This is a genomic window from Pseudomonas sp. Irchel s3h14 (assembly GCF_900187425.1).
GTDB lineage: Bacteria > Pseudomonadota > Gammaproteobacteria > Pseudomonadales > Pseudomonadaceae > Aquipseudomonas.
Map to the genome: position 1 here is coordinate 590255 of NZ_FYDJ01000001.1, position 24432 is coordinate 614686.

At 59.9% G+C, this 24432-nt stretch carries 20 protein-coding genes; 9 read left to right on the forward strand and 11 right to left on the reverse strand.

The window, feature by feature from the left end; translation table 11 throughout:
* The first annotated feature begins 64 nt into the window (after positions 1-64).
* The 5 genes from epd to fba all read left to right on the forward strand — a co-directional run bounded on the left by epd (position 65) and on the right by fba (position 4281).
* Positions 65-1126, forward strand: a complete 1062-nt coding sequence (epd, locus tag CKW16_RS02855; RefSeq protein ID WP_095127126.1) for an erythrose-4-phosphate dehydrogenase — start codon at positions 65-67, stop codon at positions 1124-1126.
* A gap of 25 nt (positions 1127-1151) precedes the next feature.
* Positions 1152-2315, forward strand: coding sequence for a phosphoglycerate kinase (locus CKW16_RS02860; protein ID WP_095127127.1), 1164 nt, complete (start codon positions 1152-1154; stop codon positions 2313-2315).
* Positions 2316-2349: 34 nt separating this feature from the next.
* Complete coding sequence (locus CKW16_RS02865) at positions 2350-2571, forward strand: hypothetical protein (RefSeq protein WP_095127128.1); 222 nt, start codon at positions 2350-2352, stop codon at positions 2569-2571.
* A gap of 56 nt (positions 2572-2627) precedes the next feature.
* Positions 2628-2960, forward strand: coding sequence for an MliC family protein (locus tag CKW16_RS02870; protein WP_095127129.1), 333 nt, complete (start codon positions 2628-2630; stop codon positions 2958-2960).
* A 256-nt stretch (positions 2961-3216) separates the two neighbouring features.
* A complete protein-coding gene (gene fba / locus CKW16_RS02875) occupies positions 3217-4281 on the forward strand; it encodes a class II fructose-bisphosphate aldolase (protein WP_046045276.1) in 1065 nt (354 codons plus the stop codon).
* A 206-nt stretch (positions 4282-4487) separates the two neighbouring features.
* Here fba and CKW16_RS02880 read toward each other — a convergent pair whose 3' ends face one another.
* Complete coding sequence (locus CKW16_RS02880; protein ID WP_095127130.1) at positions 4488-5156, reverse strand: polysaccharide lyase family 7 protein; 669 nt, start codon at positions 5154-5156, stop codon at positions 4488-4490.
* Positions 5157-5480: 324 nt separating this feature from the next.
* On the opposite strand from CKW16_RS02880, the gene CKW16_RS02885 reads away from it, so the two are divergent.
* Genes CKW16_RS02885 through CKW16_RS02895 form a run of 3 tightly spaced genes read left to right on the forward strand, consistent with a single transcriptional unit; the run spans position 5481 to position 8469 of the window.
* On the forward strand, positions 5481-7604 hold the full coding sequence (locus tag CKW16_RS02885; RefSeq protein WP_095127131.1) for a bifunctional diguanylate cyclase/phosphodiesterase: 2124 nt from the start codon (positions 5481-5483) through the stop codon (positions 7602-7604).
* A 45-nt stretch (positions 7605-7649) separates the two neighbouring features.
* Positions 7650-8141, forward strand: coding sequence for a M48 family metallopeptidase (locus tag CKW16_RS02890; protein WP_008151965.1), 492 nt, complete (start codon positions 7650-7652; stop codon positions 8139-8141).
* 31 nt (positions 8142-8172) lie between these two features.
* Positions 8173-8469, forward strand: coding sequence for a helix-turn-helix domain-containing protein (locus tag CKW16_RS02895; protein WP_008151963.1), 297 nt, complete (start codon positions 8173-8175; stop codon positions 8467-8469).
* Positions 8470-8592: 123 nt separating this feature from the next.
* Here the strand turns inward: CKW16_RS02895 and CKW16_RS02905 are convergent, their stop codons facing one another.
* A complete protein-coding gene (locus CKW16_RS02905; RefSeq protein ID WP_095127133.1) occupies positions 8593-9045 on the reverse strand; it encodes a GNAT family N-acetyltransferase in 453 nt (150 codons plus the stop codon).
* Positions 9046-9302: 257 nt separating this feature from the next.
* Between CKW16_RS02905 and CKW16_RS02910 the strand changes: the two genes are divergently transcribed.
* The gene (locus CKW16_RS02910; protein WP_095127134.1) at positions 9303-10040 is read left to right on the forward strand and encodes an ABC transporter substrate-binding protein; all 738 of its coding nucleotides are present in this window, start codon (positions 9303-9305) and stop codon (positions 10038-10040) included.
* Positions 10041-10176: 136 nt separating this feature from the next.
* Here CKW16_RS02910 and yccS read toward each other — a convergent pair whose 3' ends face one another.
* From yccS to betI, 9 genes are all read right to left on the reverse strand, one after another.
* Positions 10177-12360: a YccS family putative transporter gene (gene yccS, locus CKW16_RS02915; RefSeq protein WP_095127135.1), complete on the reverse strand. Its 2184-nt coding sequence runs from the start codon at positions 12358-12360 to the stop codon at positions 10177-10179.
* Between the two features lie 234 nt (positions 12361-12594).
* Positions 12595-13773: an NAD(P)/FAD-dependent oxidoreductase gene (locus CKW16_RS02920; RefSeq protein ID WP_095127136.1), complete on the reverse strand. Its 1179-nt coding sequence runs from the start codon at positions 13771-13773 to the stop codon at positions 12595-12597.
* Positions 13774-13932: 159 nt separating this feature from the next.
* A complete protein-coding gene (dbpA, locus tag CKW16_RS02925; RefSeq protein WP_240056880.1) occupies positions 13933-15270 on the reverse strand; it encodes an ATP-dependent RNA helicase DbpA in 1338 nt (445 codons plus the stop codon).
* 230 nt (positions 15271-15500) lie between these two features.
* The gene (mdtD, locus tag CKW16_RS02930; protein ID WP_095127138.1) at positions 15501-16928 is read right to left on the reverse strand and encodes a multidrug transporter subunit MdtD; all 1428 of its coding nucleotides are present in this window, start codon (positions 16926-16928) and stop codon (positions 15501-15503) included.
* Between the two features lie 57 nt (positions 16929-16985).
* Positions 16986-18323 carry a TldD/PmbA family protein gene (locus CKW16_RS02935; protein ID WP_095127139.1) on the reverse strand — a complete coding sequence of 446 codons (1338 nt, stop codon included), beginning with the start codon at positions 18321-18323 and terminating at the stop codon, positions 16986-16988.
* Positions 18323-19765 (reverse strand): TldD/PmbA family protein, encoded by a 1443-nt coding sequence (locus CKW16_RS02940; RefSeq protein WP_095127140.1) that lies wholly within the window; start codon positions 19763-19765, stop codon positions 18323-18325. The genes CKW16_RS02935 and CKW16_RS02940 overlap by 1 nt, the downstream gene beginning before the upstream one ends.
* A gap of 269 nt (positions 19766-20034) precedes the next feature.
* Positions 20035-21738, reverse strand: coding sequence for a choline dehydrogenase (gene betA / locus CKW16_RS02945; protein WP_095127141.1), 1704 nt, complete (start codon positions 21736-21738; stop codon positions 20035-20037).
* A gap of 155 nt (positions 21739-21893) precedes the next feature.
* Positions 21894-23366, reverse strand: coding sequence for a betaine-aldehyde dehydrogenase (gene betB / locus CKW16_RS02950; RefSeq protein WP_095127142.1), 1473 nt, complete (start codon positions 23364-23366; stop codon positions 21894-21896).
* A 108-nt stretch (positions 23367-23474) separates the two neighbouring features.
* A complete protein-coding gene (betI, locus tag CKW16_RS02955) occupies positions 23475-24068 on the reverse strand; it encodes a transcriptional regulator BetI (protein ID WP_033060362.1) in 594 nt (197 codons plus the stop codon).
* Between the last annotated feature and the right edge of the window lie 364 nt (positions 24069-24432).

The window sequence follows — 24432 nt, forward strand, 5'->3', positions numbered from 1 at the left end:
CTCGCGAAGGCGTCGGTCCGACCAACACTGCAATAACGGATTCACCACGGTAATCGAGAACCCCATGCCTCAACCGCGTCCTTACAAAGTTGCACTCAACGGCTACGGCCGGATTGGTCGTTGCGTCTTGCGTGCGTTGTTTGAGCGAGGCGATAAGGCCGGGTTTGAAATTGTTGCGATCAACGATCTGGCTGACATGGCCAGCATCGAATACCTGACACGCTTCGACTCCACTCACGGGCGTTTTCCCGGGGAAGTGAAGGTCGACGGCGATTGTCTGCATATTAATGGCGACTGCGTGAAGGTCCTGCGCAGTGCCACCCCCGAAGGCATCGATTGGGCGTCGCTGGGCGTCGATCTGGTGCTGGAGTGCTCCGGCGCTTACCACACCCGTGAAGACGGCCAGCGTTTCCTCGACGCTGGCGCACCGCGGGTGCTGTTTTCCCAGCCGATGGCCAGTGAGGCTGATGTCGACGCCACCATCGTCTACGGCGTGAACCAGGATTGCCTGACCGGTGATGAGTTGCTGGTGTCCAACGCGTCCTGCACCACCAACTGCGGTGTGCCGCTGTTGCGCCTGCTGGATCAGGCCATTGGTCTGGAATACGTGTCGATCACCACCATTCACTCGGCGATGAACGATCAACCGGTGATCGACGCCTACCATCACGAAGACTTGCGCCGCACCCGTTCGGCGTTTCAGTCGGTGATTCCGGTGTCCACTGGTCTGGCGCGCGGCATCGAACGCCTGTTGCCGGAACTTGCCGGGAGAATTCAGGCCAAAGCCGTGCGGGTGCCGACGGTTAACGTGTCTTGCCTCGACATTACGATGCAGACCGTGAGCGATACCGACGCCACCGAGGTCAACCGGATTTTGCGCGAGGCCGCCACCACTGGCCCGCTCAAAGGCTTGCTGGCCTACACCGAGTTGCCTCACGCCAGTTGTGATTTCAACCATGACCCACATTCGGCCATCGTCGATGCCAGTCAGACCCGAGTTTCCGGCCCACGGCTGGTAAACATCCTGGCCTGGTTCGACAACGAATGGGGTTTTGCCAATCGAATGCTGGACGTTGCAGAACACTATTTGCAAACAGCTGCACCACAACCAAAACCTGCTCTCTAAAACAGCTATCCAGGAAATGCGACCCATGACCGTGTTGAAGATGACCGACCTCGATCTGCAAGGTAAGCGCGTACTGATCCGCGAAGACCTCAACGTCCCAGTCAAGGACGGTGTTGTCACCAGCGATGCGCGAATCCTGGCCTCGCTGCCGACCATCAAGCTGGCCCTGGAAAAAGGCGCGGCCGTGATGGTCTGCTCGCACCTTGGCCGTCCGACCGAAGGCGAGTTCTCGGCCGAGAACAGCCTCAAGCCAGTCGCTGACTACCTGAGCAAGGCTCTGGGGCGTGAAGTGCCGCTGGTGGCCGATTACCTGGGCGGCGTTGACGTGAAGGCCGGCGACATCGTGCTGTTCGAAAACGTGCGCTTCAACAAAGGCGAGAAAAAGAACGCTGACGAACTGGCCAAGCAGTACGCCGCCCTGTGCGACGTGTTCGTGATGGACGCCTTCGGCACCGCTCACCGCGCCGAGGGTTCGACCCATGGCGTGGCCAAGTTCGCCAAAGTCGCGGCCGCTGGCCCGTTGCTGGCCGCCGAACTGGACGCACTGGGCAAAGCCCTGGGCGCCCCGGCTCAGCCAATGGCTGCCATTGTTGCCGGCTCCAAGGTCTCGACCAAACTCGACGTGCTGAACAGCCTGAGCCAGATCTGCAACCAGCTGATCGTCGGCGGCGGCATTGCCAACACCTTCCTGGCCGCTGCCGGTCACCCGGTCGGCAAGTCCCTGTACGAGCCGGACCTGCTGGACACTGCTCGCGCCATCGCCGCCAAGGTCAGCGTGCCGCTGCCGGTCGATGTCGTGGTTGCCAAGGAATTCGCTGAAAGCGCGACCGCTACCGTCAAGCTGATCGCTGATGTGGCCGCAGACGACATGATTCTGGACATCGGCCCACAGACCGCGGCGAATTTCGCCGAGCTGCTGAAGTCGTCCAAAACCATCCTGTGGAACGGCCCGGTGGGCGTGTTTGAATTCGACCAGTTCGGTAACGGCACCAAGGTCCTGGCCCAGGCCATCGCCGAAAGCTCGGCATTCTCCATCGCGGGCGGCGGCGACACCCTGGCCGCCATCGATAAATATGGCGTTGCCGATCAGATCTCCTACATTTCTACCGGTGGCGGCGCGTTCCTCGAGTTCGTCGAAGGCAAGGTTCTGCCGGCCGTTGAAGTCCTGGAAAGCCGGGCCAAGGCCTGAGGCCGCCCATTTGACCAGGCGAAGGAGTGTTCAGATGGTCAAAACGTTAGCGCTGTTGATTATCGCGGGGTCGCTGGCAGCTTGCGGGAGTAACCCGAAAGCTCCGAAGGTGCCCGAGACGCCTGAACAGGGCAAAGGCTGCTACCAGGCCGACTGGCAGGCCGAAACCAACCCGGTGATCAACAAGCGTTCCGGGCCTGATGGCCTGGACAAATACGAGACACAGACCCCGGCCAAGGAACATGGCTGCCCTTGACGGGTCTGACACTTTACTCAGGGCTGGCGGCGTGCGCCGTCAGTCGAGGAACATGGATGAAAGGTTTTATCGCCGTTACGGCGCTGGCTCTGCTGGCAGGTTGCGCTAATTTGAACCTGTTCAAGCCTGCCGAATCGACGGACAGCTGGACCACCTGGACCTGCGACAGTCAGGCCAGAGTGCTCTGGCGCTACACCGACGAAAGCCGCAAGGAAGTCGACGTTCGCCTGGGCGGTGCCGATCAGGTCTACCGCTTGAAGCATGAGCCGGGCGCCGAAGGTTCGCTGTACAGCAACGACATGCTGGCGTTTCACGTAAAAGGTGAGGAAGGCCTGGTGTACTGGGTCGCCACCAATGATTTGATCGGCCGCGGTTGTAAAGCGCAGTAATACGCGAGGCCGACGCTAAACCTGTAGGAGCCGAGCTTGCTCGCGATGAGGCCCGCACATTCAACACATGTGTTGGCAGTTAAATCGCTATCGCGAGCAAGCTCGGCTCCTACAGGGGTTAGCGTCAGTTCTCAGGATTTTTGTTGTACCGAATTGGCAGGCCGGGGCAACCCCCGATCTGCAATAACTTGAATAGCCGCCGCCGCTACGGCAGGCTGGCACGATTAACGACCCTCAACCGGGAGATACACACACAATGGCACTTATCAGCATGCGCCAGATGCTGGACCACGCAGCCGAGTTCGGCTACGGCGTTCCAGCCTTCAACGTCAACAACCTTGAGCAGATGCGCGCCATCATGGAAGCCGCTGACAAGACTGACTCCCCGGTGATCGTCCAGGCTTCGGCCGGTGCTCGCAAATACGCCGGCGCACCGTTCCTGCGTCACCTGATCCTGGCGGCAATCGAAGAATTCCCGCACATCCCGGTGTGCATGCACCAGGACCACGGCACCAGCCCTGACGTCTGCCAGCGCTCCATCCAACTGGGCTTCAGCTCGGTGATGATGGACGGTTCCCTGGGCGAAGACGGCAAGACCCCGACCGACTACGACTACAACATCCGCGTCACCCAACAAACTGTAGCCCTGGCTCACGCCTGTGGCGTATCGGTAGAAGGCGAGCTGGGCTGCCTGGGTTCGCTGGAAACCGGCATGGCCGGTGAAGAAGACGGCATCGGCGCCGAAGGCGTTCTGGATCACAGCCAAATGCTGACCGACCCGGAAGAAGCCGCTGACTTCGTAAAACGCACTCAAGTCGACGCCCTGGCCATCGCCATCGGCACCAGCCACGGCGCGTACAAGTTCACCAAGCCGCCTACCGGCGACGTGCTGGCCATCGACCGCATCAAAGAAATCCACAAACGCATCCCGAACACCCACCTGGTGATGCACGGTTCGTCTTCGGTTCCGCAAGACTGGCTGGCGATCATCAACCAGTACGGCGGCGACATCAAAGAAACCTACGGCGTACCGGTTGAAGAAATCGTCGAAGGCATCAAGCACGGCGTGCGCAAGGTCAACATCGACACCGACCTGCGCCTGGCGTCCACCGGTGCGATGCGTCGCCTGATGGCCACCAACCCGAGCGAGTTTGATCCGCGTAAATTCTTCGGCGCGACCGTGACTGCGATGCGTGATGTGTGTATCGCACGTTATGAAGCGTTTGGTACTGCGGGTAATGCTTCGAAGATCAAGCCGATCTCGTTGGAAGCGATGTACCAGCGTTACCTGAAAGGTGAGTTGAACGCTAAGGTCAACTAAGCCTTCAGCGTTACTACCGGTATTAAAAAACCCGCAGAGATGCGGGTTTTTTATTGCCTGAAAATTGACTACTGACTCTTTCAGATCGTTCCCACGCTCTGCGTGGGAATGCCTCAACGGACGCTCCGCGTTCGGCTCTGGATGGGACGCGGAGCGTCCCGGGATGCATTCCCACGCAGAGCGAGGGAACGATCAGAGTGAGGAGGCTACTTATCGTGATCAATATCCAGCTTGCTGAACGTCACTTTTCCGCCTTCACTGGTGTACCCGGTGTTGTCCTGCACATAAGCCCCTGCCTTGAAGTACAGCGGCTTGACGCTCCAGGTCTTGCTGATTTCGGTGTTCCACTGGTAGCCCGCCGCACTGATGCCCAGCGCGCCGCCCGGGCTCAGGTGGATGAGGTAGTTGAACTCCCGATCCAGTTTCACCCCGGTAGCAATGGTGATTATCCGTGCGTCATCGTCATCAGGGCGCATACGCACCTTGGCGACGAGGTTGCCTGACTGCGTAGTGGTGCTGTACTGATACTCGAGCTTCACCATGGGCTTCTGGCTTTCATAGGCGTGGATCTGGCCAATGACGATCTTGCCCGAGGTCGGTACCTGGTTCACGGCCAGGGTGGCACGCAGGGTATTGTCGGCGTCCGGGTAGAGCCAGTTTTTCAGGGTGCCATTGCTGTAGGTTTCGCGAAGTTCGGTGCGGGGATACTTTGCGTTTTCAGTGGTAGAACCGGTGACCGGGGTCCAGAAAAACAAGGTGCCGGTGTCGGAGTGGAAGTATTGGTCCTTGAAGCCATCCACCAGTTTTGACGTTTCAACGGTGTACGGCGGATTGCCGACAGGAACGCTGAGGTTCCAGGTTGCGAGATCGATCATAGACAAAAGCTTCCACGGATTTTTTACTGCACGTACGTGCCAGAAGCTCTAGCACGCGACTTGGAGGGCTGTCTTTATAAGCGTAGAAGGCATGTTTGTTAATGCCCGTCTGGCAGATCGTTGACGCCAACATCCTGTCGAAATGCCATCTTTCCCGGTTTTAGAGGGCTGTGGCGCCGACCGTTAGTCGGCAAATGGACGCTTTGGTTAAATGATGGCGTACTGATAGCTTCTGCTTTTGCGGAACCCGGTCTAGAGTGAAGGCTTAGTATTTGTCCGGTTTTCACGAGAAACCGGCCTGACGTCCCGCATAAGAGAAGCAGCATGGAATGCGCGCAACCCACGCCAGCTGAAACCAACTCAATTCTTTTAATCGTTGATGATTACCCTGAAAACCTGATCAGCATGCGCGCGTTGTTGCAGCGCCAGGACTGGCAGGTCATCACCGCCGCCTCGGGCTTCGAGGCGCTGAGTCTGTTACTCGAACACGATGTCGACCTGGTGCTGCTGGATGTGCAGATGCCGGACATGGACGGTTTTGAAGTGGCACGCCTGATGCGCGGCAGCCAACGAACCTGCCTCACGCCGATCATTTTCCTTACCGCCAACGAACAGTCCCAGGACGCCGTGATCAAGGGCTATGCCAGCGGCGCGGTGGATTACCTGTTCAAACCGTTCGACCCGCAAATTCTCAAGCCCAAAGTCCAGGCGCTGCTCGAGCATCAGCGCAATCGCCGTGCGTTGCAGCGCCTGAGCCACGATCTGGAGGTCGCGCGCGCGTTTAATGCCTCGGTGCTCGACAATGCCGCCGAAGGCATCCTGGTGGTCGGTGAGGACGGTCTGATCCGCTTTGCCAATCCAGCGATGTCGCGGCTGCTCAATGCCACGTTGCAAGACCTGCAAGGCAAAGAGTTCCTGGATTTCCTGCAAAATCCGCACATCCCGATCTGGGCTGACTCCGAGCTGCTCGCCGGTTACAAACGCGGCGAAATCCTGCGCCTGCATGATGCATTGCTGCGTACGGCGCCCGGCCAGCAGGTGCCCGTGGCGCTGTCCTGCGCGCCGTTGCCCAGCGAGCAACATGCGATGGTGGTGACGGTGCTGGACATGTCGGTGGTGCGCCATCTGCATCAGCAACTGGAGTTCCAGGCCGTCACTGACCCATTGACCGGGCTGCTCAATCGTCGTGGCTTTTACCAGACGGCGGAAAACCTGCTGTTGCGTGGCGACCGCTCCGATAGCGCCTGGGTGCTGCTGTATCTGGACCTCGACGGCTTCAAACGGGTCAACGATTCCCTCGGTCACGATGTTGGCGACCGGGTGCTGCGTTGGGTGTCCGAGCAGTTGAAGGCCTGTCTGCGGCCCTTCGACATTCTGGCGCGCATGGGCGGTGATGAGTTCACCGCTTTGCTGGATCTGGAGTTTCCCGAGCAAGCGGCAAAGATTGCCGAGAAGCTGATTGAGCGGGTGTCGATCTGTCAGCAGATCGATGGTCTGGATATCGCGTTGGGCGCCAGCATCGGCATTGCGACGTACCCGGATTGCGGCTCCAATCTTGACGGTTTGTTGCGCGCATCTGACATCGCCATGTACGAAGCCAAGCGCGCCGGTCGTCAGCAATATCGTTTCTACGATCACGAAATGAACGGCCGGGCGCGCTCGCGGCTGATGCTCGAAGAAAGTGTGCGCGCGGCGATCGAGAACCGTGATTTCAATTTGGTGTATCAACCTCAGGTGGCGATTGCCAGTGGGCAGATTCGCGGGTTCGAAGCGCTGATCCGCTGGCAGCACCCGAGCGTCGGCGATGTACCACCGGGGCTGTTTTTGCCATTGCTGGAAGAGGCGCGGTTGATCAGCCACCTGGGCAGCTGGATCTATCAACAAGGGGCGAGCCAGCGAAAAGCCTGGGAAACCGTGTTTGCCGACGACCTGGTTCTGGGCGTCAGTTTGAGCAGCACGCAGTTCGGCATGCCCAATCTGGTCACCGAGTTGCGCCAGGTGCTGGAGCGCCATGGTTTGCAGGCGCGCCATCTGGAAGTCGAGGTCACAGAAGAGGCCTTGATGCAAAACCCCGAGGAAACCCGTAAACAGCTGCGCCTGCTGCGTAACCTGGGTGTGCGAGTGGCCCTGGATGACTTTGGTTCCGGGCCGTGTTCGCTGTCTCATCTGCGCGATCTGGAGTTGGACACGCTCAAGTTCGACCGGCATTTGATTGCCCGGCTTCTGGAGTCCTCACGCGATGCGGTGCTGGTGCGCAATGTGATCGAGCTGTGCAAGCAGTACGGGATGCTGGTGATTGCCGAAGGGGTGGAAACCGTTGCGCAATATCGATGGCTGCAAGCCAATGGTTGCGAGTACGCGCAAGGGTTTCTGGTCGCACGGCCGATGATGGCCGAGGACGTCGGCGACTTCGTGCAGCCGTTCGACTGGAACACGCTGACCGGCTGAATTCGCTACACTGGCGACCTTTTCGTGAATCGTGTTGCCGCCCCAATGACCGCGTTGAAATACCTCCAGGCCTATCCCGCCGCGCTGCAGGACCAAGTGCGCCAGCTGATCGCCGACGGTCGTCTGGGCGACTACCTGAGCCAGCGTTACCCGGAAAAACACCGGGTACAGAGCGACAAGGCGTTGTACACCTATACGCTGGACCTCAAGCAGGAATACCTGCGTAACGCCCCGGCCATCGATAAGGTGTTGTTCGACAACCGCCTCGACCTGACCCACCGCGCCCTCGGTTTGCACACCGCGATATCCCGAGTGCAGGGCGGCAAGCTCAAGGCCAAGAAAGAAATTCGTGTTGCGTCATTGTTCAAGGATGCACCTGCCGAGTTTCTGAAAATGATCGTGGTGCATGAACTGGCGCACTTCAAAGAGTCGGATCACAACAAGGCGTTCTACAAGCTTTGCGAACACATGTTGCCGGGGTATCACCAGGTGGAGTTCGATGTGCGGGTGTACCTGACGTGGCGGGATATGCAATAGAGATCAAAATATCGCAACCGGGAGTGTTTAGATGGATGTAAGCAAGACCAAGAGCAGCTTCTATCGTCGGTTGTACGTGGCGTACCTGATTGATAGCGGGCTGGCCAGTAGCGTCCCGGCGTTGACCGAAGTCACCGGCATGCCCCGGCGTACGGCGCAGGACACCATCGCAGCGTTGGCGGATCTGGATATTGTTTGCGAGTTCCAGCAGGAAGAGGGTGCGCGCAATCATGCCGGGCGCTATCGGATTCGCGAGTGGGGGGCGATAGATCGGGGGTGGATCGAGCGTAATCTTCGGCAGATCAAAGCGGTGCTTGAGTACCCCTGAATTACCGACCCCGATCGTTCCCACGCTCTGCGTGGGAATGCCTCAATGGACGCTCTGCGTCCGCTTCGGCAGGGACGCGGAGCGTCCCGGGCTGCATTCCCACGCAGAGCGTGGGAACGATCATTACGGACGGCGCATCCCGATATGCGGAATGTCATCTTCGAGAAATTCCTCGCCCGCCACCACAAATCCGTATTTAGCGTAATACCCCTGCAAATGCGCCTGGGCCGAGAGATAGATCGGTACTTCAGGCCAGCGCTTTTCAACCTGTTTCAGCGCCTGTGCCATCAACTCATGCCCCAGCCCTGTGCCGCGCGCTTGAGGGGCAATGATCACCCGCCCGATGACCACGTCGCCACCCTGCAACTCCGGGTCGAGTAACCGCAGGTACGCCACTAGCCGATCCCCGTCCCAAGCCATTAAATGGCAGGTGTCACCTTCCAGATCCTGGCCATCGATGTCCTGATAGACGCATTTCTGCTCAACGACAAACACCTCTGCACGAAGCTGCAGAATGGCGTACAGCTGTTCTTTACCCAGATCGCTGTGGTGTTTGCAGACCCAATCGATTGTCATCTTCACACTCCTTGAACTTCGTCGCTCCGATACTAAGCGCCCAGGCGAAAGATGTCTGTATGGCAGAGAAATCTGTGACAAAGGCCAAAATGCCATCATTCATTTCGCGCGGCCTTGTCTTGTTTGTGTAATCTGAGATGAAGCGCTGTGCAGTGGCTTCGATGAGCTGATGTTGGTACCAGGGTTTGGCAGTACGGGGGCCTTGGAGTTTTGGCTGAAAACACGTCGGGCGTCCCGCCCGCTAAGGATTTTCTAGCATGCCGCGATTGCATCGAGCCTTTGCTTTGATTGGATTGCTGTTGCTGACTCAAAGCGCGACAGCGGAAAAGCTGCGATTGGTAGCCGATGCCTGGCCGCCCTTTACCGACGCCACGCTGGTCAACGGTGGCTTGGCTACGGACATCGTCAGCACAGCACTGGCCCGGGCCGGTTATGCCAGTGACTTTGAACAAGTGCCTTGGGCGCGGGCCTTGCTGGGGGTTGGCGAGGGTCGATACGACGTGTTGGTCAACGCCTGGTACACCGACGATCGTACGAAGCTTGGCCAGTTTTCCGGCGAATACCTGCTCAACCGGGTGCGCTTTCTCAAGCGCAAAGATACGCCGATCGAATACAACAACCTGGAACAACTGCATGCCTACCCGATTGCGGTGGTGCGCGGTTATGCCTATTCGACAGAGTTCGATGACGACGTAGCGCTGCAGAAAGTCCCGGTGCACAGCTTCTCCATGGCGGTGCGCATGGTCGCCGCCAACCGGGTCAAATTGACGCTGGAAGACGAATACGTCGCGCGTTATTACCTGGCTCGGGAATCATCCAAGGTGCGCAATGCCGTGGAGTTTTTGCCCAAGCCATTGAGCGAGAACAGCCTGCACATCCTGGTCAGCCTGAAGAACCCCAGGCATGAACAGATCGTCGCCGGTTTCGACCGCGAGATCGCGGCAATGAAAGTGGATGGGAGTTATCAGCGGTTGATGAAACAGCACGGACTGTAAGGTGTGGTTGATGGCCCCTTCGCGAGCAAGCCCGCTCCCACATTTGATCTGCAGTGGGTACAGATTTTGTGTACGACAGAGATCTAATGTGGGAGCGGGCTTGCTCGCGAAGAGGCCCGCTCAGCCATCACACATCTCAATCCTCACTCGTTTCCTTGATGAGGTGCGCTGCCAACGTCCGCAATGGCCCAAGCTGACGGCACATCAATGCCAATTGCGTCTGCACCAGCCGTTGGCCTTCATCAAGTTCGTCCGGCATCTGTTCAAGCGTGTTGGCCAGTGCCTCTTCCTCATCGCTTTGAATCGCAATCGGCAGTTTGCTCGCCAACCCTTGGGCAATTTCATCGATGCTGGCGGCCAGTTTCACGCCGGCACCGTCGATCAAATGCTCGCGCACGTCGGGCGGTAGCTGGGTTTCCCGGTGTGCGCCCAGTCCGGACAAATAACTGAGCAAAGTGTGCGACAGCACCAGGAAGCGGAACCCGACATCCGCTTCCTTACGGAAATGCCCCGGTTCCATCAGCATGTTGGCGAGCGTCGTCGACAGTGCCGCGTCGGCGTTGTGCGCATTGCGTCGGGCCAGGCGATACGCCAGGTCGTCGCTTTTGCCAGCGGCGTATTGCTGCATGATTTGGCGCAGGTAAATGCTGTTGCACGTGAGGGTGTTGGCCAGCACTTTGTTCAGGCGTCGGCCCTGCCAGTCCGGCAGGAACAGGAACACCGCCAGCCCGGCGATCAGGCTGCCGAGCAAGGTATCGAACAACCTCGGCAGGAACAGCCCGTAACCATCCCCGACCTGGTTGAAGCAGAAGAGCACCATCAAGGTGATCGCGGCCGTCGCCAAGGTGTAGCGGGTGGTGCGATTGATAAAGAACACCACCCCGGCGGCGATCGCAAAGCATGACTGGACCAAGGGATTAGGGAACAGATCGAACAGCGCCCAGGCCACGGTCAGGCCGATGGCGGTGCCGATGATTCGTTGGCCGAGTTTGCGGCGGGTGGCGCCGTAGTTTGGCTGGCAGACAAACAGTGTGGTGAGGATGATCCAGTAACCCTGAGACGGGTGGATCAAATGCACCATCCCGTAGCCGATGCTCAAGGCCAGGGGCAAACGCAGTGCGTGACGGAACAGCAATGACGTCGGTGTCAGCTGCGTGCGTAACCGAATCCACACATCCTTGAGGCTACGGGGCGAACGGTCGAGCAGGCTGCTGTCGGTGGCGTCGGCCAAGGCATCGGGGTTGCTGGCGTCGCTGAGCAAACGATCGAGCGTGCCGAGGTTGGCCGCCAATGCCCGCAACGAACGCAGCAATCCGCGCCACGCCGGGTTGCTCTGAATGCGCAAATGTTCGAGGGAGGCGTGCAGGTCGCTCAGGGCTTCGGCGAAGCTCGCGTCATAGATGAACGGCTGGCGCATCTGAATCGACTCGGCCAGCGCCCGGCAGGCCTTGCCTTGTTGGCGCAGCAAGCGCTGACAGCGGAACATCACGTCGCTGTGAAAGAAGGCATCGGCGAGGGCGTTGTAAGGGTAGTGCGAGGAACTGGCGCGCTCGTGGATGTCCTGAGCGAGGAAGTACAGCTTCAGGTAACGGCTGAGTTTCGAGCCCGGTCGACCGTTGCCGACCCGGTGCAGGATGATTTCCTTGGCGGCGTTCAGTGCGGCCACGACACGGCCGTTTTGCTGCGCCAGTTCCAGTCGACGCGCTTCCACGTCCATCTGCCGGATCGGCTCGAACAGCGACGATTTCAGCTTCAGGTAAAAACCCAGTTCACGGAACAACCGCGCCAGGCTTTGCTGCACCGGCTGATTGGAAAACATCGCCTGCCACAGCACCGAGAGCAAACCGTACCAGGCCGCACCGGCCACCAGCAGCACTGGCTCGTGCCAGAAATCGGTGACTGCACCGCCGCGCTGGTCCACGCCGATCATGGTATAGACCGACAGAATCAACGTTGCCGAGGCAATCGCGCCATAGCGTTCACCCAAGGCGCCGAGCATGGTCAGGCCGAAACTGGCCAGGGCCAGGGCGATGACAAAAATGATGGGGTAGGGGAAGAGCAACTCGACGGAGAGGGCGGCGACGCTGAAGCACACCAGCGTCACGGCCAGTGCGTTAAGGCGGCCTTGCCAACTGTCGTCGGTCTCGGCCAGGGCGCTGGCGATGATCCCGAGGAACAGCGGGATCAGCAGCCCCATTTCATCCTTGTACCAACACAGCGCCATGCTGCCGGTCAGGGCGATGAATACCCGCACGCTGTAGCTGAATTTATCCAGCGCCCAGAGGCGACGCAGAGACTGACTTAAGGGGGTCGATGACATGAAGTGCGAGGGCCTTCCGAGGCAATGACGCTAAATTGAGCCAGTAATGACGCCGACGCAATGGCGCCGATCACATCTGACAGCAAAATCTGTTCCTTCCCTGGCGAGCCTTCCCTAAATGTAGGAGCTGAGCTTGCTCGCGATGACGGATTAACATTCAACAATGATGTTGGCGGTCAGACCGCTATCGCGAGCAAGCTCGGCTCCTACAGGGGGAAAAGATAACGCGGTCGATCAGACGAATTGCGCGGCAGCGTAGCCGGAGGCCCAGGCCCACTGGAAGTTGAAACCACCCAGATGCCCGGTGACGTCGAGCACTTCGCCGATGAAATACAGGCCGGGGCTTTTCAGCGATTCCATGGTCTTGGACGACACCTCGTTGGTATCGACGCCGCCCAATGTCACTTCAGCGGTGCGATAGCCTTCAGTACCGGCCGGCACCACTTTCCAGCTTGCCAGTTTTTCGGCGATGTCGGCAATTTCCGCGTGGGTGTACTGCTTCATCGGTTTGGAGACGAACCAGTTGTCTGCCAGCAGGTTGGCCATCTTCTTGGTGAAGATTTCCCCGAGCAGGGTTTTCAGCTCGCTGTTCGGACGTTCGGCTTGCTGCTGTTGCAGCCAGCTCGGCACGTCGTGGTCCGGCATCAGATTGATCTCAACCGTATCACCGGATTCCCAGAACGAAGAAATCTGCAAAATCGCCGGACCACTGAGGCCGCGGTGGGTGAACAGGATGTTTTCGCGGAAACTCTGGTCATTGCAGCTCACCAGGCAATCCACCGACGTACCGGACAGTTCGGTGCAAAGCTCCTTGAGCTGATCGGTAATGGTGAACGGCACCAGCCCGGCGCGGGTCGGCAGCAAGTCGTGGCCGAACTGCTTGGCCACCTGATAACCGAAACCAGTGGCGCCCAGCGTCGGGATCGACAAGCCGCCAGTGGCGATCACTAACGATTCGCAGGTGATCTGATCGAGGGTGGTTTGCAGCAGGTAGCCGCTTTCCATTTTCTCGATGTGCTGGATCGAGGTGTCCAGATGCAGGCTGACGCCGACCTGATCGCACTCGTTGAGCAGCATTTCAAGGATGTCGCTGGATTTGTTATCGCAGAACAGCTGGCCGAGTTTTTTCTCGTGGTACGGCACGCCGTGTTTGGCGACCATGCCGATGAAATCCCACTGGGTGTATCGAGCCAGGGCGGATTTGCAGAAGTGCTCGTTCTGCGAGAGGAAATTGCTCGGTTCGGTGTACATGTTGGTGAAATTGCAGCGGCCACCGCCCGACATCAGGATTTTCTTGCCGGCCTTGTTCGCATGGTCGAGCAACATCACCTTGCGCCCGCGCCCGGCGGCGGTCAGCGCACACATCAAACCTGCGGCGCCAGCGCCAATGATCACGACTTTGGTAGAGCGCAAAACGGTGTCCTCACACAAAATTCAAATTCACCGACAAACCAATGTGGGAGCGGGCTTGCTCGCGAAGGGGCCAGAACATTCAACATGGATGTTGTCTGTCAGTCCGCCTTCGCGAGCAAGCCCGCTCCCACATTTGATCTCTGTCAGCCAGACGATCTCTTACAGGATCCGCACGCGCAGCGAACGGCCTTTGATCTTGCCGTCATTCAGGCGCTGCAAGGCTTGCTTGGCGATCCCGCGTTCCACAGCCACATAAGCCTGGAAATCGAAAATCGCGATCTTGCCAACCTGAGCGCCCGGAATGCCAGCATCACCGGTCAATGCGCCAAGAATGTCGCCCGGACGCACCTTGTCTTTACGGCCAGCGCCGATGACCAGCGTGCTCATCACCGGCAGCAGCGGTGCGCCGCCCTGGGATTTGAGGTTGTCCAGCTGATCCCAGCTCAACGGCGACTTCTGCAGTAGCTCGATGGCTTGGGCGCGGTGCGCTTCGGACGGTGCGACCAGGCTGATCGCAATACCTTTCTCACCAGCACGACCGGTACGGCCAACACGGTGGATGTGGATTTCCGAATCACGGGCCAGTTCGACGTTGATCACCATGTCCAGCGCATCGATGTCCAGGCCGCGAGCGGCGACGTCGGTAGCAACCAGCACCGAGGTGCTGCGGTTGGCGAACATGGCCAGTACCTGGTCGCGGTCACGCTGTTCCAGATCGCCGTGCAGGCCGACGGCGGAGATGCCTTTGGAGGTCAGGTGATCAACAGTTTCCTGAACCTGCTGCTTGGTGAAGCAGAAGGCGACACAGGAGGCCGGACGATGATGCCCGAGGACTTTGACCACGGCGTCCATGCGCTCTTCCGGGGAAATCTCGTAGAAGCGCTGCTCGATCTGCGTGTCGTCGTGGAACGCCTCGGCCTTCACGATCTGAGGGTTGCGCATGAACTTCGCGGCCAACTGCTTGATGCCCGTCGGGTACGTGGCGGAGAACAACAGGGTCTGGCGACGCTCTGGGCACTGGGCAATGATTTCTTCGATGGAATCGTAGAAACCCATGTCGAGCATGCGGTCGGCTTCGTCGAGGATCAGCGTGTTCAGGCCATGGAGAATCAGCGAACCCTTGCGCAGGTGCTGCTGAAGGCGGCCCGGGGTGCCGACGATGATGTGCGCGCCATGCTCCAGAGAGCCGATCTGCGGGCCGAAGGACACGCCGCCACACAAGGTCAGGATCTTGATGTTGTCTTCGGCTCGGGCCAAACGACGGAGTTCCTTGGCGACCTGGTCAGCCAGCTCACGTGTCGGGCAAATGACCAGCGCCTGGCAACCGAAGAAGCGCGGATTGATCGGGTTCAGCAGGCCGATACCGAAGGCGGCGGTCTTGCCGCTGCCGGTCTTGGCCTGGGCGATCAGGTCCATCCCCTTGAGGATCACCGGCAAGCTTTGCGCCTGGATCGGCGTCATCTCGGCATAACCCAAAGAGTCGAGGTTAGCCAGCATGGCGGCGGACAGCGGCAAAGTATTAAAAGCGGTGGCGATGGTGGTCACGGGACTGGCCTGCAAAACAAAATGTCGCGCAGTGTACCAGCCTCGCTCTCTCTACCTGCAAATTCTGGACGAATAGTCGTAGCAGCTGTCGAGGCACGAGGCTGCGTTGGGCTGCGAAGCGGCCCCCGGGGGCGGTCCTGCGGACACGCAACGCAGCCTCGTGCCTCGGCAGCTGCTACAAATCAGTGCTCTATATCGTGCTCGCGGCTGACCATCCGTCGGCCATCCTTTGGTGAAAGCTGCGAGAAGATCGTCGCGGCCAGCATCGCCATGATCCCGACCGTTACAAAGGTCAGCTGGAACGCGCCCAAAACCGTGTTCACGCCGTCGTTGCCAACTTCTGCGGTGAATCCACCAAGCAAGGCGCCGGCACAGGCAACGCCAAGGCTCAGGGACAATTGCGCGACCACCGACAGCAAGCTGTTGCCGCTGCTGGCGCTGGCGTCGTCGAGGTCGATCAGGGTTACGGTGTTCATTGCGGTGAACTGCAAGGAGTTGATCGCCCCCAGAATCGATAGCATCACCAACAGCAGCCAGTACGGCGTTTGCTCGCTGACCAGGCCCATGCTCGCCAGCATTAGCCCCAGCGCCAACGTATTGCCGGTCAGCACGATGCGATAGCCCAAACGTTCGATCAGCGGTCGCGCCACCGACTTGGCGACCATCGCTGCCGCCGCCAGCGGCAACATGCTCATCCCGGCCTGGGACGGCGAGTAACCCAGCGCCACTTGCAGCAGCAACGGCACGAGAAACGGCAGGGCGCCGCTGCCCAGTCGGGCGAACAGGTTGCCGAGGATGCCCACGGCAAACGTCCGGGTCTTGAACAACGACGGTGCGAACAGCGGATTTTCGATGTGCCCGGCCCGCAACCAATACGCCGCCAGACAGGCCATGCCGGCGAACAGCAGCAGCATCACGCGCAAGTGCGGCAGGTGTAATTCGCCGAGACCTTCCATGGCGATGGTGATCAGCACCATCGCCGCGCCGAACAGTAAAAACCCCAGGCTATCGAAGCGGGTGCGTTCGGTGCCGCGCAGGTCGGGGATAAATCTCCACACCGCGTAACAACCGACGGCGCCCACCGGCAGGTTTATCAGGAAGATCCAGTGCCAGGTCAGATATTCCACCATCCAGCCGCCCATGGTCGGGCCGATCAACGGGCCGAGCAATCCGGGAATGGTGATGAAGCCCATGATCCGCACCAGCTCCGAGCGAGGGTAGGCGCGCAACACTACGAGTCGCCCGACCGGCAACATCAGCGCACCGCCCAGGCCCTGAATCACCCGTGCCCCAATCAGCAGGCTCAGGGTGCTCGACAGTGCGCAGAGCAACGAGCCGAGGCTGAACAGCAGGATCGCGCTGAAGAAGATTTTCTTGGTACCGAAACGGTCGGCGATCCAGCCCGAGGCAGGGATCAGCAAGGCGACGGTGAGCATGTAGGCGATGATCACGCCCTGCATGCGCAACGGGTCTTCGGCCAAGTCTCGGGCCATGGCGGGCAGGGCGGTGTTGAGGATGGTCCCGTCGAGGGATTGCATGAAGAACGCGATGGCGACGACCCACGGCACCCAGCGGGCGGTGACAGCGTCGAGAGGCGGGCGGTTGGGCATGGGACCTCTTGTTGTTGGAGATGATCGTTCCCACGCAGAGCGTGGGAACGATCAGGGTCAGAGGGTCAAGGTCAGTTTGCTGACGAGCGCCCCCGGCAATAACGCCGACGCTGTGGCCCGCTGGCTGTAGGTACTGGCCGACAACATCAGCTCGCGCTCCTCGGTCAACGCTTCCAGCTGCGACCCAAGCAAACTGTACGCACTGTCATCAAACCGCATCGTACTCACCGGCGCCTGAATCTCGCCGTTCTCAACCCAGAAGGTCGCAAACCGCGTCATGCCGGTCAGGCGTGCCGCCGGCTGATCCGAGTAGTTCAGGTACCAGAGGTTGCTGATGTACAGCCCCGTGCCCAGTTGCTTGAGAATCTCTGCATCAGGCAACGTACCCGCCGCCATGTTCACTGCGCTCGGCATTTCACCACCGCTGGCGCCGTTGGCGGTCAGGCCGTATTCGGCCGCACTGCGTGAACTGACCATCTGTGCGCCGGCCTTGCCGTTGACGATCAACCCCAGATCGCTGCGCGGATAACCTTCGCCGGAGAATGCCGGGCTCAATGAACCGCTGACCTTTTCATCCACCGACACCAACGGGCTGAACGCACTGTCGCCCGCGTAAAGCTTCTGCAGTGGGCTGTTTTTGCTGGCAATCGACTGCGCCGAGAAACCGCCCCAGCCCAGCATGTCCATGATTTCCCCCAGGGCTGCCGGTGCCAGATAGGCGCGGTACTGACCCGGCGCCAGGGTGTGTTGCGGTCTGCCGAGAAACGCCAACTGCTCGCGCGCCTGCGCAAAGCGCTTGGCAAACCCTTCGCTGTTCCAGTCGTGCCCGGCGTAACTGGCTTTCACTGCTTGGCCGTTTTCATGGACCAGACTGAAATCAAAGTTGAAGCTGTTGGCCTGATGCCAGCCGAACGCGCCCGAAGAACTGGCGAAACCACGACTGATCGGGCCGGCGGCGTAGAAACCCACCAGGTCCAGCCCTTCGGCGGCCTGGGTGATTTCAGCGACCACCTGCTCGGTGTCCGGCAGCGGGTGATCTTGAACATTCTTGCTCTGCCAACCGTTGTAGTTGAGCAGCAGGTACGGATCCTGCGGCAGCAGCGGCAAGGTTTCGCGCAATTGTTGCAGACCTTCGGCCAGACGCTGAACGTCGACTTCCGCATCACCGGAAAGGGTAATGTTCAGGTCGGCATGCCGACCGTCGTTGATCAGTTTGAAACCGACGCTCGCCTGCTGCACTTGACCGGCCTGACGCACCTTGGCGTGGTTGAAGCGCACGAAGGCCGACGATTCCGCGGCGTAACTGAGGGTGAACTGTTCCGGCTCGTGAGTCGCCTCGCGCAGCCAGTTGACCAAGGCCTTGAACGCATCGGCCTGACTTTTTGAAGTACTCATCAGGCATCTCCCCCAAACACATCCACATTGCTGAATACACAGGCCGGCGACGCATGGCCGACGCGGATCACCTGGTTCGGTTCGCCCTTGCCGCAGTTCGGTGTGCCCAGGACCTTGACGGAGTTGGCATCGCCAACGGCGCTGAGGCTTTTCCAGAACTGCGCGGAGATCGCCCGGTAGTTCGGGTTCTTGACCACGCCTTTGAGTTCGCCGTTTTCGATCAACTGAGCCCATTCGCAGCCGAACTGGAATTTGTTGCGCGCATCGTCGATGGACCACGAGCGGTTGGTGCTCATCAAAATCCCGTGCTCGATGTTGCCGATCATCTGCTCCAGCGGTTGATCGCCGGCCTCGATGTTCAGGTTGGCCATGCGATCGATCGGCGGACGGTTCCAGCTGCAGGCGCGGCTGTTGGCAACGCCGTCCATGCCGGCACGGAATTGCGACAGCGCGCCGCCCAATGGGCGCAGCAGCAAGCCTTCTTTGATCAGGAATTGTTTGCTCGCGGCGGTGCCGTCGTCGTCATGCCCGTAGCTGGCGAGTTGTTCGGGGATGTCCGGGTCGAAGGTCACGTTGAGCAGTTTGGAGCCGTATTGCAGGCTGCCGAAGTCTTCTGCCTTGACGAAACTGGTACCGGCGTAATTGCGCTCGTCACCGAGGATGCGGTCCAGTTCCAGCGGGTGACCGATGGACTCGTGGATCTGCAGCATCATCTGGTCCGGCATCAACAGCAGGTCACGCGGGCCTTGCGGGGTGTTCGGCGCCAGCAGCAATTGCAGCGCCTGATCGGCGACTTTCGGGCCGGCACCGACCAGGCCGCAGCGGCTGATCACATCAAAGCCGCCTTGTTGGCCGAAATTTTCGCGGCCCAAAGTACGGGTCTGGCTGTCATTGCCGTCGTAGGCGGTGACGTCCACGCTCGGGTAGACGAAACGCTGGGCCTGGCGCAGTTCGGCGCCGGCGCTGTTGAGGTAAATCTGCTCGACGTTAGTGATGCCGATGCTCACCTGCCAGTTCACCAGTCGCTCGTCCTTGGGCACGGATGCGGATTCGGCGCCGAGCAGTTGGTAGCAATCACTCAGGGACGGGAAGGGCTGGTCGAGGCTCGGCGAAAAGTAATCGGCGCGGTCGCTGGAAACGGCTTGCTCGCGCAGGTCGAGCAGGGCGTGGGGCTTGAGTCGGCGGGCTTGCTGCTCGGCTCGCTCCAGCGCGGCTTGCAGGCCGGATTGGGACAGGTCGTTGGTCGCGGCGTAGGCTTCGACGCCGTTGACCCGAACGGTCAGCATCGCGCCTTCGTCACGGCTCAGGCTCGGAGGTTCGGCGACATTCTTGCGCACCGACAGGTACTGACCGGACTCGCGCACATAACGCAACGAAAAGAATTCAGCGCCCGTGCGCAAGGCAGCGAAGCGCTGCTTGAGCTGGGGATGGAAATCGAACATTCGGGAACCTCCTTGGTATGGAGTGGCGGTGTATCGATGTTGCGAGGGGGGTGAAACGTTTGCGTGGCGCTAGATTAGGCCTGCGTGGGGGGTAGGATCAAGCACGGAGCGGTGTAGGAAAGGATTACCGGGAGAGGTGTAGTGTTTGTTAAGGCCCCATCGCGAGCAAGCTCGGCTCCTACGGTTCGAGGTGAGTCACATTTTTGTGATCACCCCAATCCCGTAGGAGCCGAGCTTGCTCGCGATTGGCCGCGCCTCGGTGTTACGACTTACTGAGCGGTAAGGCTCACATCCCGCAACGGCTTGCCACGCACCGGTGCATCACCGGCCACGAAGTAAGCAGCCTTGCTACGCGGCAATGTCTTGCGACCACGGATCTTGTCGGCGATTTTCTCGGCGATCATGATCGTCGGCGCGTTCAGGTTGCCGGTGGTGATGATCGGCATGATCGAGGCATCGACCACACGCAGGCTCTGCATGCCGTGCACACGACCTTCAGCGTCAACCACCGCCATTTCGTCGGTGCCCATCTTGCACGAGCAGGACGGGTGGAACGCGGTTTCGGCGTGTTCGCGGATGAACTTGTCGAGCTGCTCATCGGTTTGCACGTCGATGCCCGGGCTGATTTCGCGGCCACGGAAAGCATCCAGTGCAGGCTGTTGCATGATTTCACGAGTCAGGCGGATGCCGTCGCGGAATTCCTGCCAGTCCTGCTCGGTGGCCATGTAGTTGAACAGGATGCTCGGGTACTCGCGCGGATCCTTGGACTTGGCCTGGATGCGACCACGGCTTGGCGAACGCATGGAGCCCATGTGCGCCTGGAAGCCGTGCTCTTTCACACCGTTGCTGCCGTTGTAGTTAATCGCGACCGGCAGGAAGTGGTACTGGATGTTCGGCCAATCGAATTCCGGACGGGTACGGATGAAACCACCGGCCTCGAACTGGTTGCTGGCGCCGATGCCGGTGCCTTTGAACAGCCACTCGGCACCGATGGCCGGTTGGTTGTGCAGCAGTAGCGAGGGGTACAGCGAGACCGGTTGAGTGCACGCGTATTGCAGGTACAACTCGAGGTGATCCTGCAGGTTTTCACCCACGCCCGGCAGATCGTGGACCACCGGAATGTCGAGTTTTTTCAGCAGCTCGGCCGGGCCGACGCCGGAGCGTTGCAGAATCTGCGGCGAAGCGATGGCGCCGGAGCACAGCAGCACTTCTTTGCGGGCGCGGGCTTCAACGCGCTCTTCAGCGGCGCCGATCAGGTAACGCACGCCGACTGCACGCTTGCCTTCGAACAGAATCTTGTCGGTCAGGGCGTGGGTGACGATGGTCAGGGTCGAGCGCTTCTTGGCGATGTCCAGGTAACCGCGAGCGGTGCTGGCGCGACGGCCGTTCGGCGTCACGGTACGGTCCATCGGACCGAAACCTTCCTGCTGGTAACCGTTCAGGTCTTCGGTACGCGGGTAACCGGCTTGCACGCCGGCTTCAACCATCGCGTGGAACAGCGGGTTGTTGCCGGCTTTCGGCGTGGTCACGCTGACCGGACCGTCGCCACCGTGGTAGTCGTTCGGGCCGATGTCACGGGTTTCAGCCTTGCGGAAATACGGCAGGCAGTTCAGGTAGTCCCAGTCTTCCAGACCTGGCAGTTTGGCCCAGTTGTCGTAGTCCATCGCGTTGCCGCGGATGTAGCACATGCCGTTGATCAGCGAAGAACCACCCAGGCCCTTGCCGCGACCGCATTCCATCCGGCGACCGTCCATGTGTGGCTCTGGATCGGTTTCGTATCCCCAGTTGTAGCGACGACCTTGCAGCGGGAACGCCAAAGCGGCCGGCATTTGCGTGCGGAAATCCATACGGTAGTCCGGGCCGCCAGCTTCGAGCAGCAGGACGGTGACGCCTTCGTCTTCAGTCAGACGGGTCGCCAGGGTGTTACCGGCCGAGCCGGCACCGATGATGATGTAATCGAATTCTTGGGACATTGAATGCACCCTCTTTGAAGTTGGTCAGGTCGCCTGTAGCAGCTGCCGAGGCACGAGGCTGCGTTGGGTCGCGCAGCGACCCTCTGAGGGCGGTCCTGCGGACACGCAACGCAGCCTCGTACCTCGGCAGCTGCTACAGGGTTTTCAGCCGGGGCTTAGAACACCGAGGCGTAATCGCCCAGTTCGACCTGTACCGATTTGATGCGTGTGAAGTTGTTCAGCGAGCTGATGCCGTTCTCACGGCCCACGCCCGACTGCTTGTAGCCGCCGACCGGCATCTTGGCGTCGGATTCGCCCCAGGCGTTGATCCAGCAGATACCGGCTTCCAATTGATGAATCACGCGGTGAGCGCGGTTCAGGTCTTTGGTGACGACGCCAGCGGCCAGACCGAACTCGGTGTCGTTGGCACGACGGATCACTTCTTCTTCGGTTTCGTAAGTCAGGATGCTCATCACCGGGCCGAAGATTTCTTCGCGCACGATGGTCATCTCGTCGGTGCAGTCGGTGAACACGGTCGGTGCCACGAATGCGCCTTTGGCGAATTCGCCTTCAGTCAGACGGCTGCCGCCGCACAGAACGCGAGCGCCTTCTTCCTTACCTTTGGCGATGTAACCCAGCACGCTTTCCATGTGGGCGAAGCTGACCAGTGGGCCGAAGTTGGTGTTCTCGTCTTCCGGGTTGCCGACGCGGATGCGCGCAACGCGTTCAACGATCTTGGCTTCGAAAGCGGCTTTCAGGTGGCTTGGCACGAACACGCGAGTGCCGTTGGTGCAGACCTGACCGGAGCTGTAGAAGTTGGCCATCATCGCGGTGTCGGCGGCGCGATCGAGGTCGGCGTCGTCGAAGATGATCAGCGGGGACTTGCCGCCCAGTTCCATGGTCACGTCTTTCAGCGACGAAGCGGAAGCGCTGGCCATCACCTTCTTGCCGGTGTCGGTGCCGCCGGTGAAGGAGATTTTTTCGATGCGTGGGTGCTCGGTCAACCAGGTACCGACTTCACGGCCGCTGCCGGTCAGCACGTTGAACACGCCAGCCGGAACGCCAGCTTCGGTGTAGATCTCGGCCAGTTTCAGCGTGGTCAGGGAAGTGACTTCGCTTGGCTTGAAGATCATCGCGTTACCAGCCGCCAGGGCCGGTGCGGATTTCCACAGAGCGATCTGGATCGGGTAGTTCCACGCGCCGATACCGGCCACGACGCCCAGCGGCTCGCGACGGGTGTAGACGAACGAAGTGGTGCGCAGTGGAATCTGCTCGCCTTCGATGGCCGGCACCAGACCTGCGTAGTACTCCAGCACGTCAGCGCCGGTGACGATGTCGACGTACTTGGTTTCGGAGAACGACTTGCCGGTGTCCAGGGTTTCCAGGGCAGCCAGTTCATCGTTGCGCTCGCGCAGGATGTCGACGGCACGACGCAGGATGCGCGAACGCTCCATGGCGGTCATCGCGGCCCAGATTTTCTGGCCCTTTTCGGCGCTGACGACGGCGCGTTCAACGTCTGACTGGGTCGCACGTTGTACGGTTGCGAGGACTTCACCGTTAGCCGGGTTGATGGCTTCGAAGGTGGCGTCGCTGCTGGCGTCACTGTAGCCGCCATCGATGTAGAGTTTTTGCAGTTCGAAACGGGCCATATAGTCCTCGCAAGAGCATAAGTTGGTTGGCGGTAACCACTGGGCGTGCCTTATAGCTTGGGCAACGCTGGTCAGTGGCGGTTCAGGTGCTGAGCGGTTCTGTGTGCTCTAACTCACCTGCTTGGCCAGTTGGAAATCCATGTATTCGTAAGCGATCTGGTGCGCCTGCCCGGTGTCGAAAGCATCTCCCGACAGCGCGCCGCGCAACCACAAACCGTCAATGAGGGCTGCCAGGCCGCGGGCTGCACTGCGCGCGTCATCGAGCGGCAATACACGGCGGAACTGGCAGCACAGGTTGGAATACAGACGGTGATCGTTGATCCGCTGCAACCTGTGCAAAGACGGGTGGTGCATGCTGGTGGCCCAGAAGGCCAGCCAGGTTTTCATTGCCGGGCCATTGACCTGGCTGGCGTCGAAGTTGCCTTCGATAATCACCTGAAGGTGCGCCCGTGGGCTGCTGTCTTCCAGCGCCTGACGACGCGCGGTGACGTTCTCGCTGAGGACACTCATCAGATACTGCGCCGTGGCAGCGATCAGGCCGTTCTTGTCCTGAAAATAGTGACTGATGATGCCATTCGAGACACCGGCCAAACGGGCGATCAGCGCAATGCTGGCGTCCCCCATTCCGACCTGATCTACCGCCTGCAATGTGGCTTCGATCAACTGCTGGCGGCGGATGGGTTGCATACCGACCTTGGGCATCTTGCACATCTCCTTAGGCCTTCCGGCGGACGTGAAACGTCTATCGGATTGAAGGCCAGTCTATTTTGTTTTGATTGAACGTTCAATCAACAAAGAATAAGATCTGCGACAATTCGTCGCTGCCTACAGGTTTTTCCTACATGTAGTTGGCGGAAAAACGACATCCGAAAACGCTCGAAACCCACGCGCATTGGCGCTCCCGGGCTTCGGGCTTTTTTCGGGCTGTCTTTATATCACCCGCTGGTCGGCTGCCAACTAAGCGATTGGTCGGGTAACGCGTTGCCTTGTGTTTTTCTCTCGCACTGCCTGGAGCATCTGTGCCATGAGTTCTGCCTCTCTAATAAAGACCCCACCCGAGAAGGTG

Bases quoted from the DNA above. Each gene is read 5' to 3' on its own strand.
- CKW16_RS02880 (WP_095127130.1), bottom strand. From the start codon at position 5,156: ATGATCGATCTCGCAACCTGGAACCTCAGCGTTCCTGTCGGCAATCCG.
- CKW16_RS02910 (WP_095127134.1), top strand. From the start codon at position 9,303: ATGCCGCGATTGCATCGAGCCTTTGCTTTGATTGGATTGCTGTTGCTG.
- betA (WP_095127141.1), bottom strand. From the start codon at position 21,738: ATGTCCCAAGAATTCGATTACATCATCATCGGTGCCGGCTCGGCCGGT.
- CKW16_RS02885 (WP_095127131.1), top strand. From the start codon at position 5,481: ATGGAATGCGCGCAACCCACGCCAGCTGAAACCAACTCAATTCTTTTA.
- CKW16_RS02860 (WP_095127127.1), top strand. From the start codon at position 1,152: ATGACCGTGTTGAAGATGACCGACCTCGATCTGCAAGGTAAGCGCGTA.
- betI (WP_033060362.1), bottom strand. From the start codon at position 24,068: ATGCCCAAGGTCGGTATGCAACCCATCCGCCGCCAGCAGTTGATCGAA.
- CKW16_RS02895 (WP_008151963.1), top strand. From the start codon at position 8,173: ATGGATGTAAGCAAGACCAAGAGCAGCTTCTATCGTCGGTTGTACGTG.
- fba (WP_046045276.1), top strand. From the start codon at position 3,217: ATGGCACTTATCAGCATGCGCCAGATGCTGGACCACGCAGCCGAGTTC.
- CKW16_RS02870 (WP_095127129.1), top strand. From the start codon at position 2,628: ATGAAAGGTTTTATCGCCGTTACGGCGCTGGCTCTGCTGGCAGGTTGC.
- yccS (WP_095127135.1), bottom strand. From the start codon at position 12,360: ATGTCATCGACCCCCTTAAGTCAGTCTCTGCGTCGCCTCTGGGCGCTG.
- betB (WP_095127142.1), bottom strand. From the start codon at position 23,366: ATGGCCCGTTTCGAACTGCAAAAACTCTACATCGATGGCGGCTACAGT.
- CKW16_RS02905 (WP_095127133.1), bottom strand. From the start codon at position 9,045: ATGACAATCGATTGGGTCTGCAAACACCACAGCGATCTGGGTAAAGAA.
- CKW16_RS02935 (WP_095127139.1), bottom strand. From the start codon at position 18,323: ATGAGTACTTCAAAAAGTCAGGCCGATGCGTTCAAGGCCTTGGTCAAC.
- epd (WP_095127126.1), top strand. From the start codon at position 65: ATGCCTCAACCGCGTCCTTACAAAGTTGCACTCAACGGCTACGGCCGG.
- mdtD (WP_095127138.1), bottom strand. From the start codon at position 16,928: ATGCCCAACCGCCCGCCTCTCGACGCTGTCACCGCCCGCTGGGTGCCG.
- dbpA (WP_240056880.1), bottom strand. From the start codon at position 15,270: ATGCTGGCTAACCTCGACTCTTTGGGTTATGCCGAGATGACGCCGATC.
- CKW16_RS02865 (WP_095127128.1), top strand. From the start codon at position 2,350: ATGGTCAAAACGTTAGCGCTGTTGATTATCGCGGGGTCGCTGGCAGCT.
- CKW16_RS02940 (WP_095127140.1), bottom strand. From the start codon at position 19,765: ATGTTCGATTTCCATCCCCAGCTCAAGCAGCGCTTCGCTGCCTTGCGC.
- CKW16_RS02890 (WP_008151965.1), top strand. From the start codon at position 7,650: ATGACCGCGTTGAAATACCTCCAGGCCTATCCCGCCGCGCTGCAGGAC.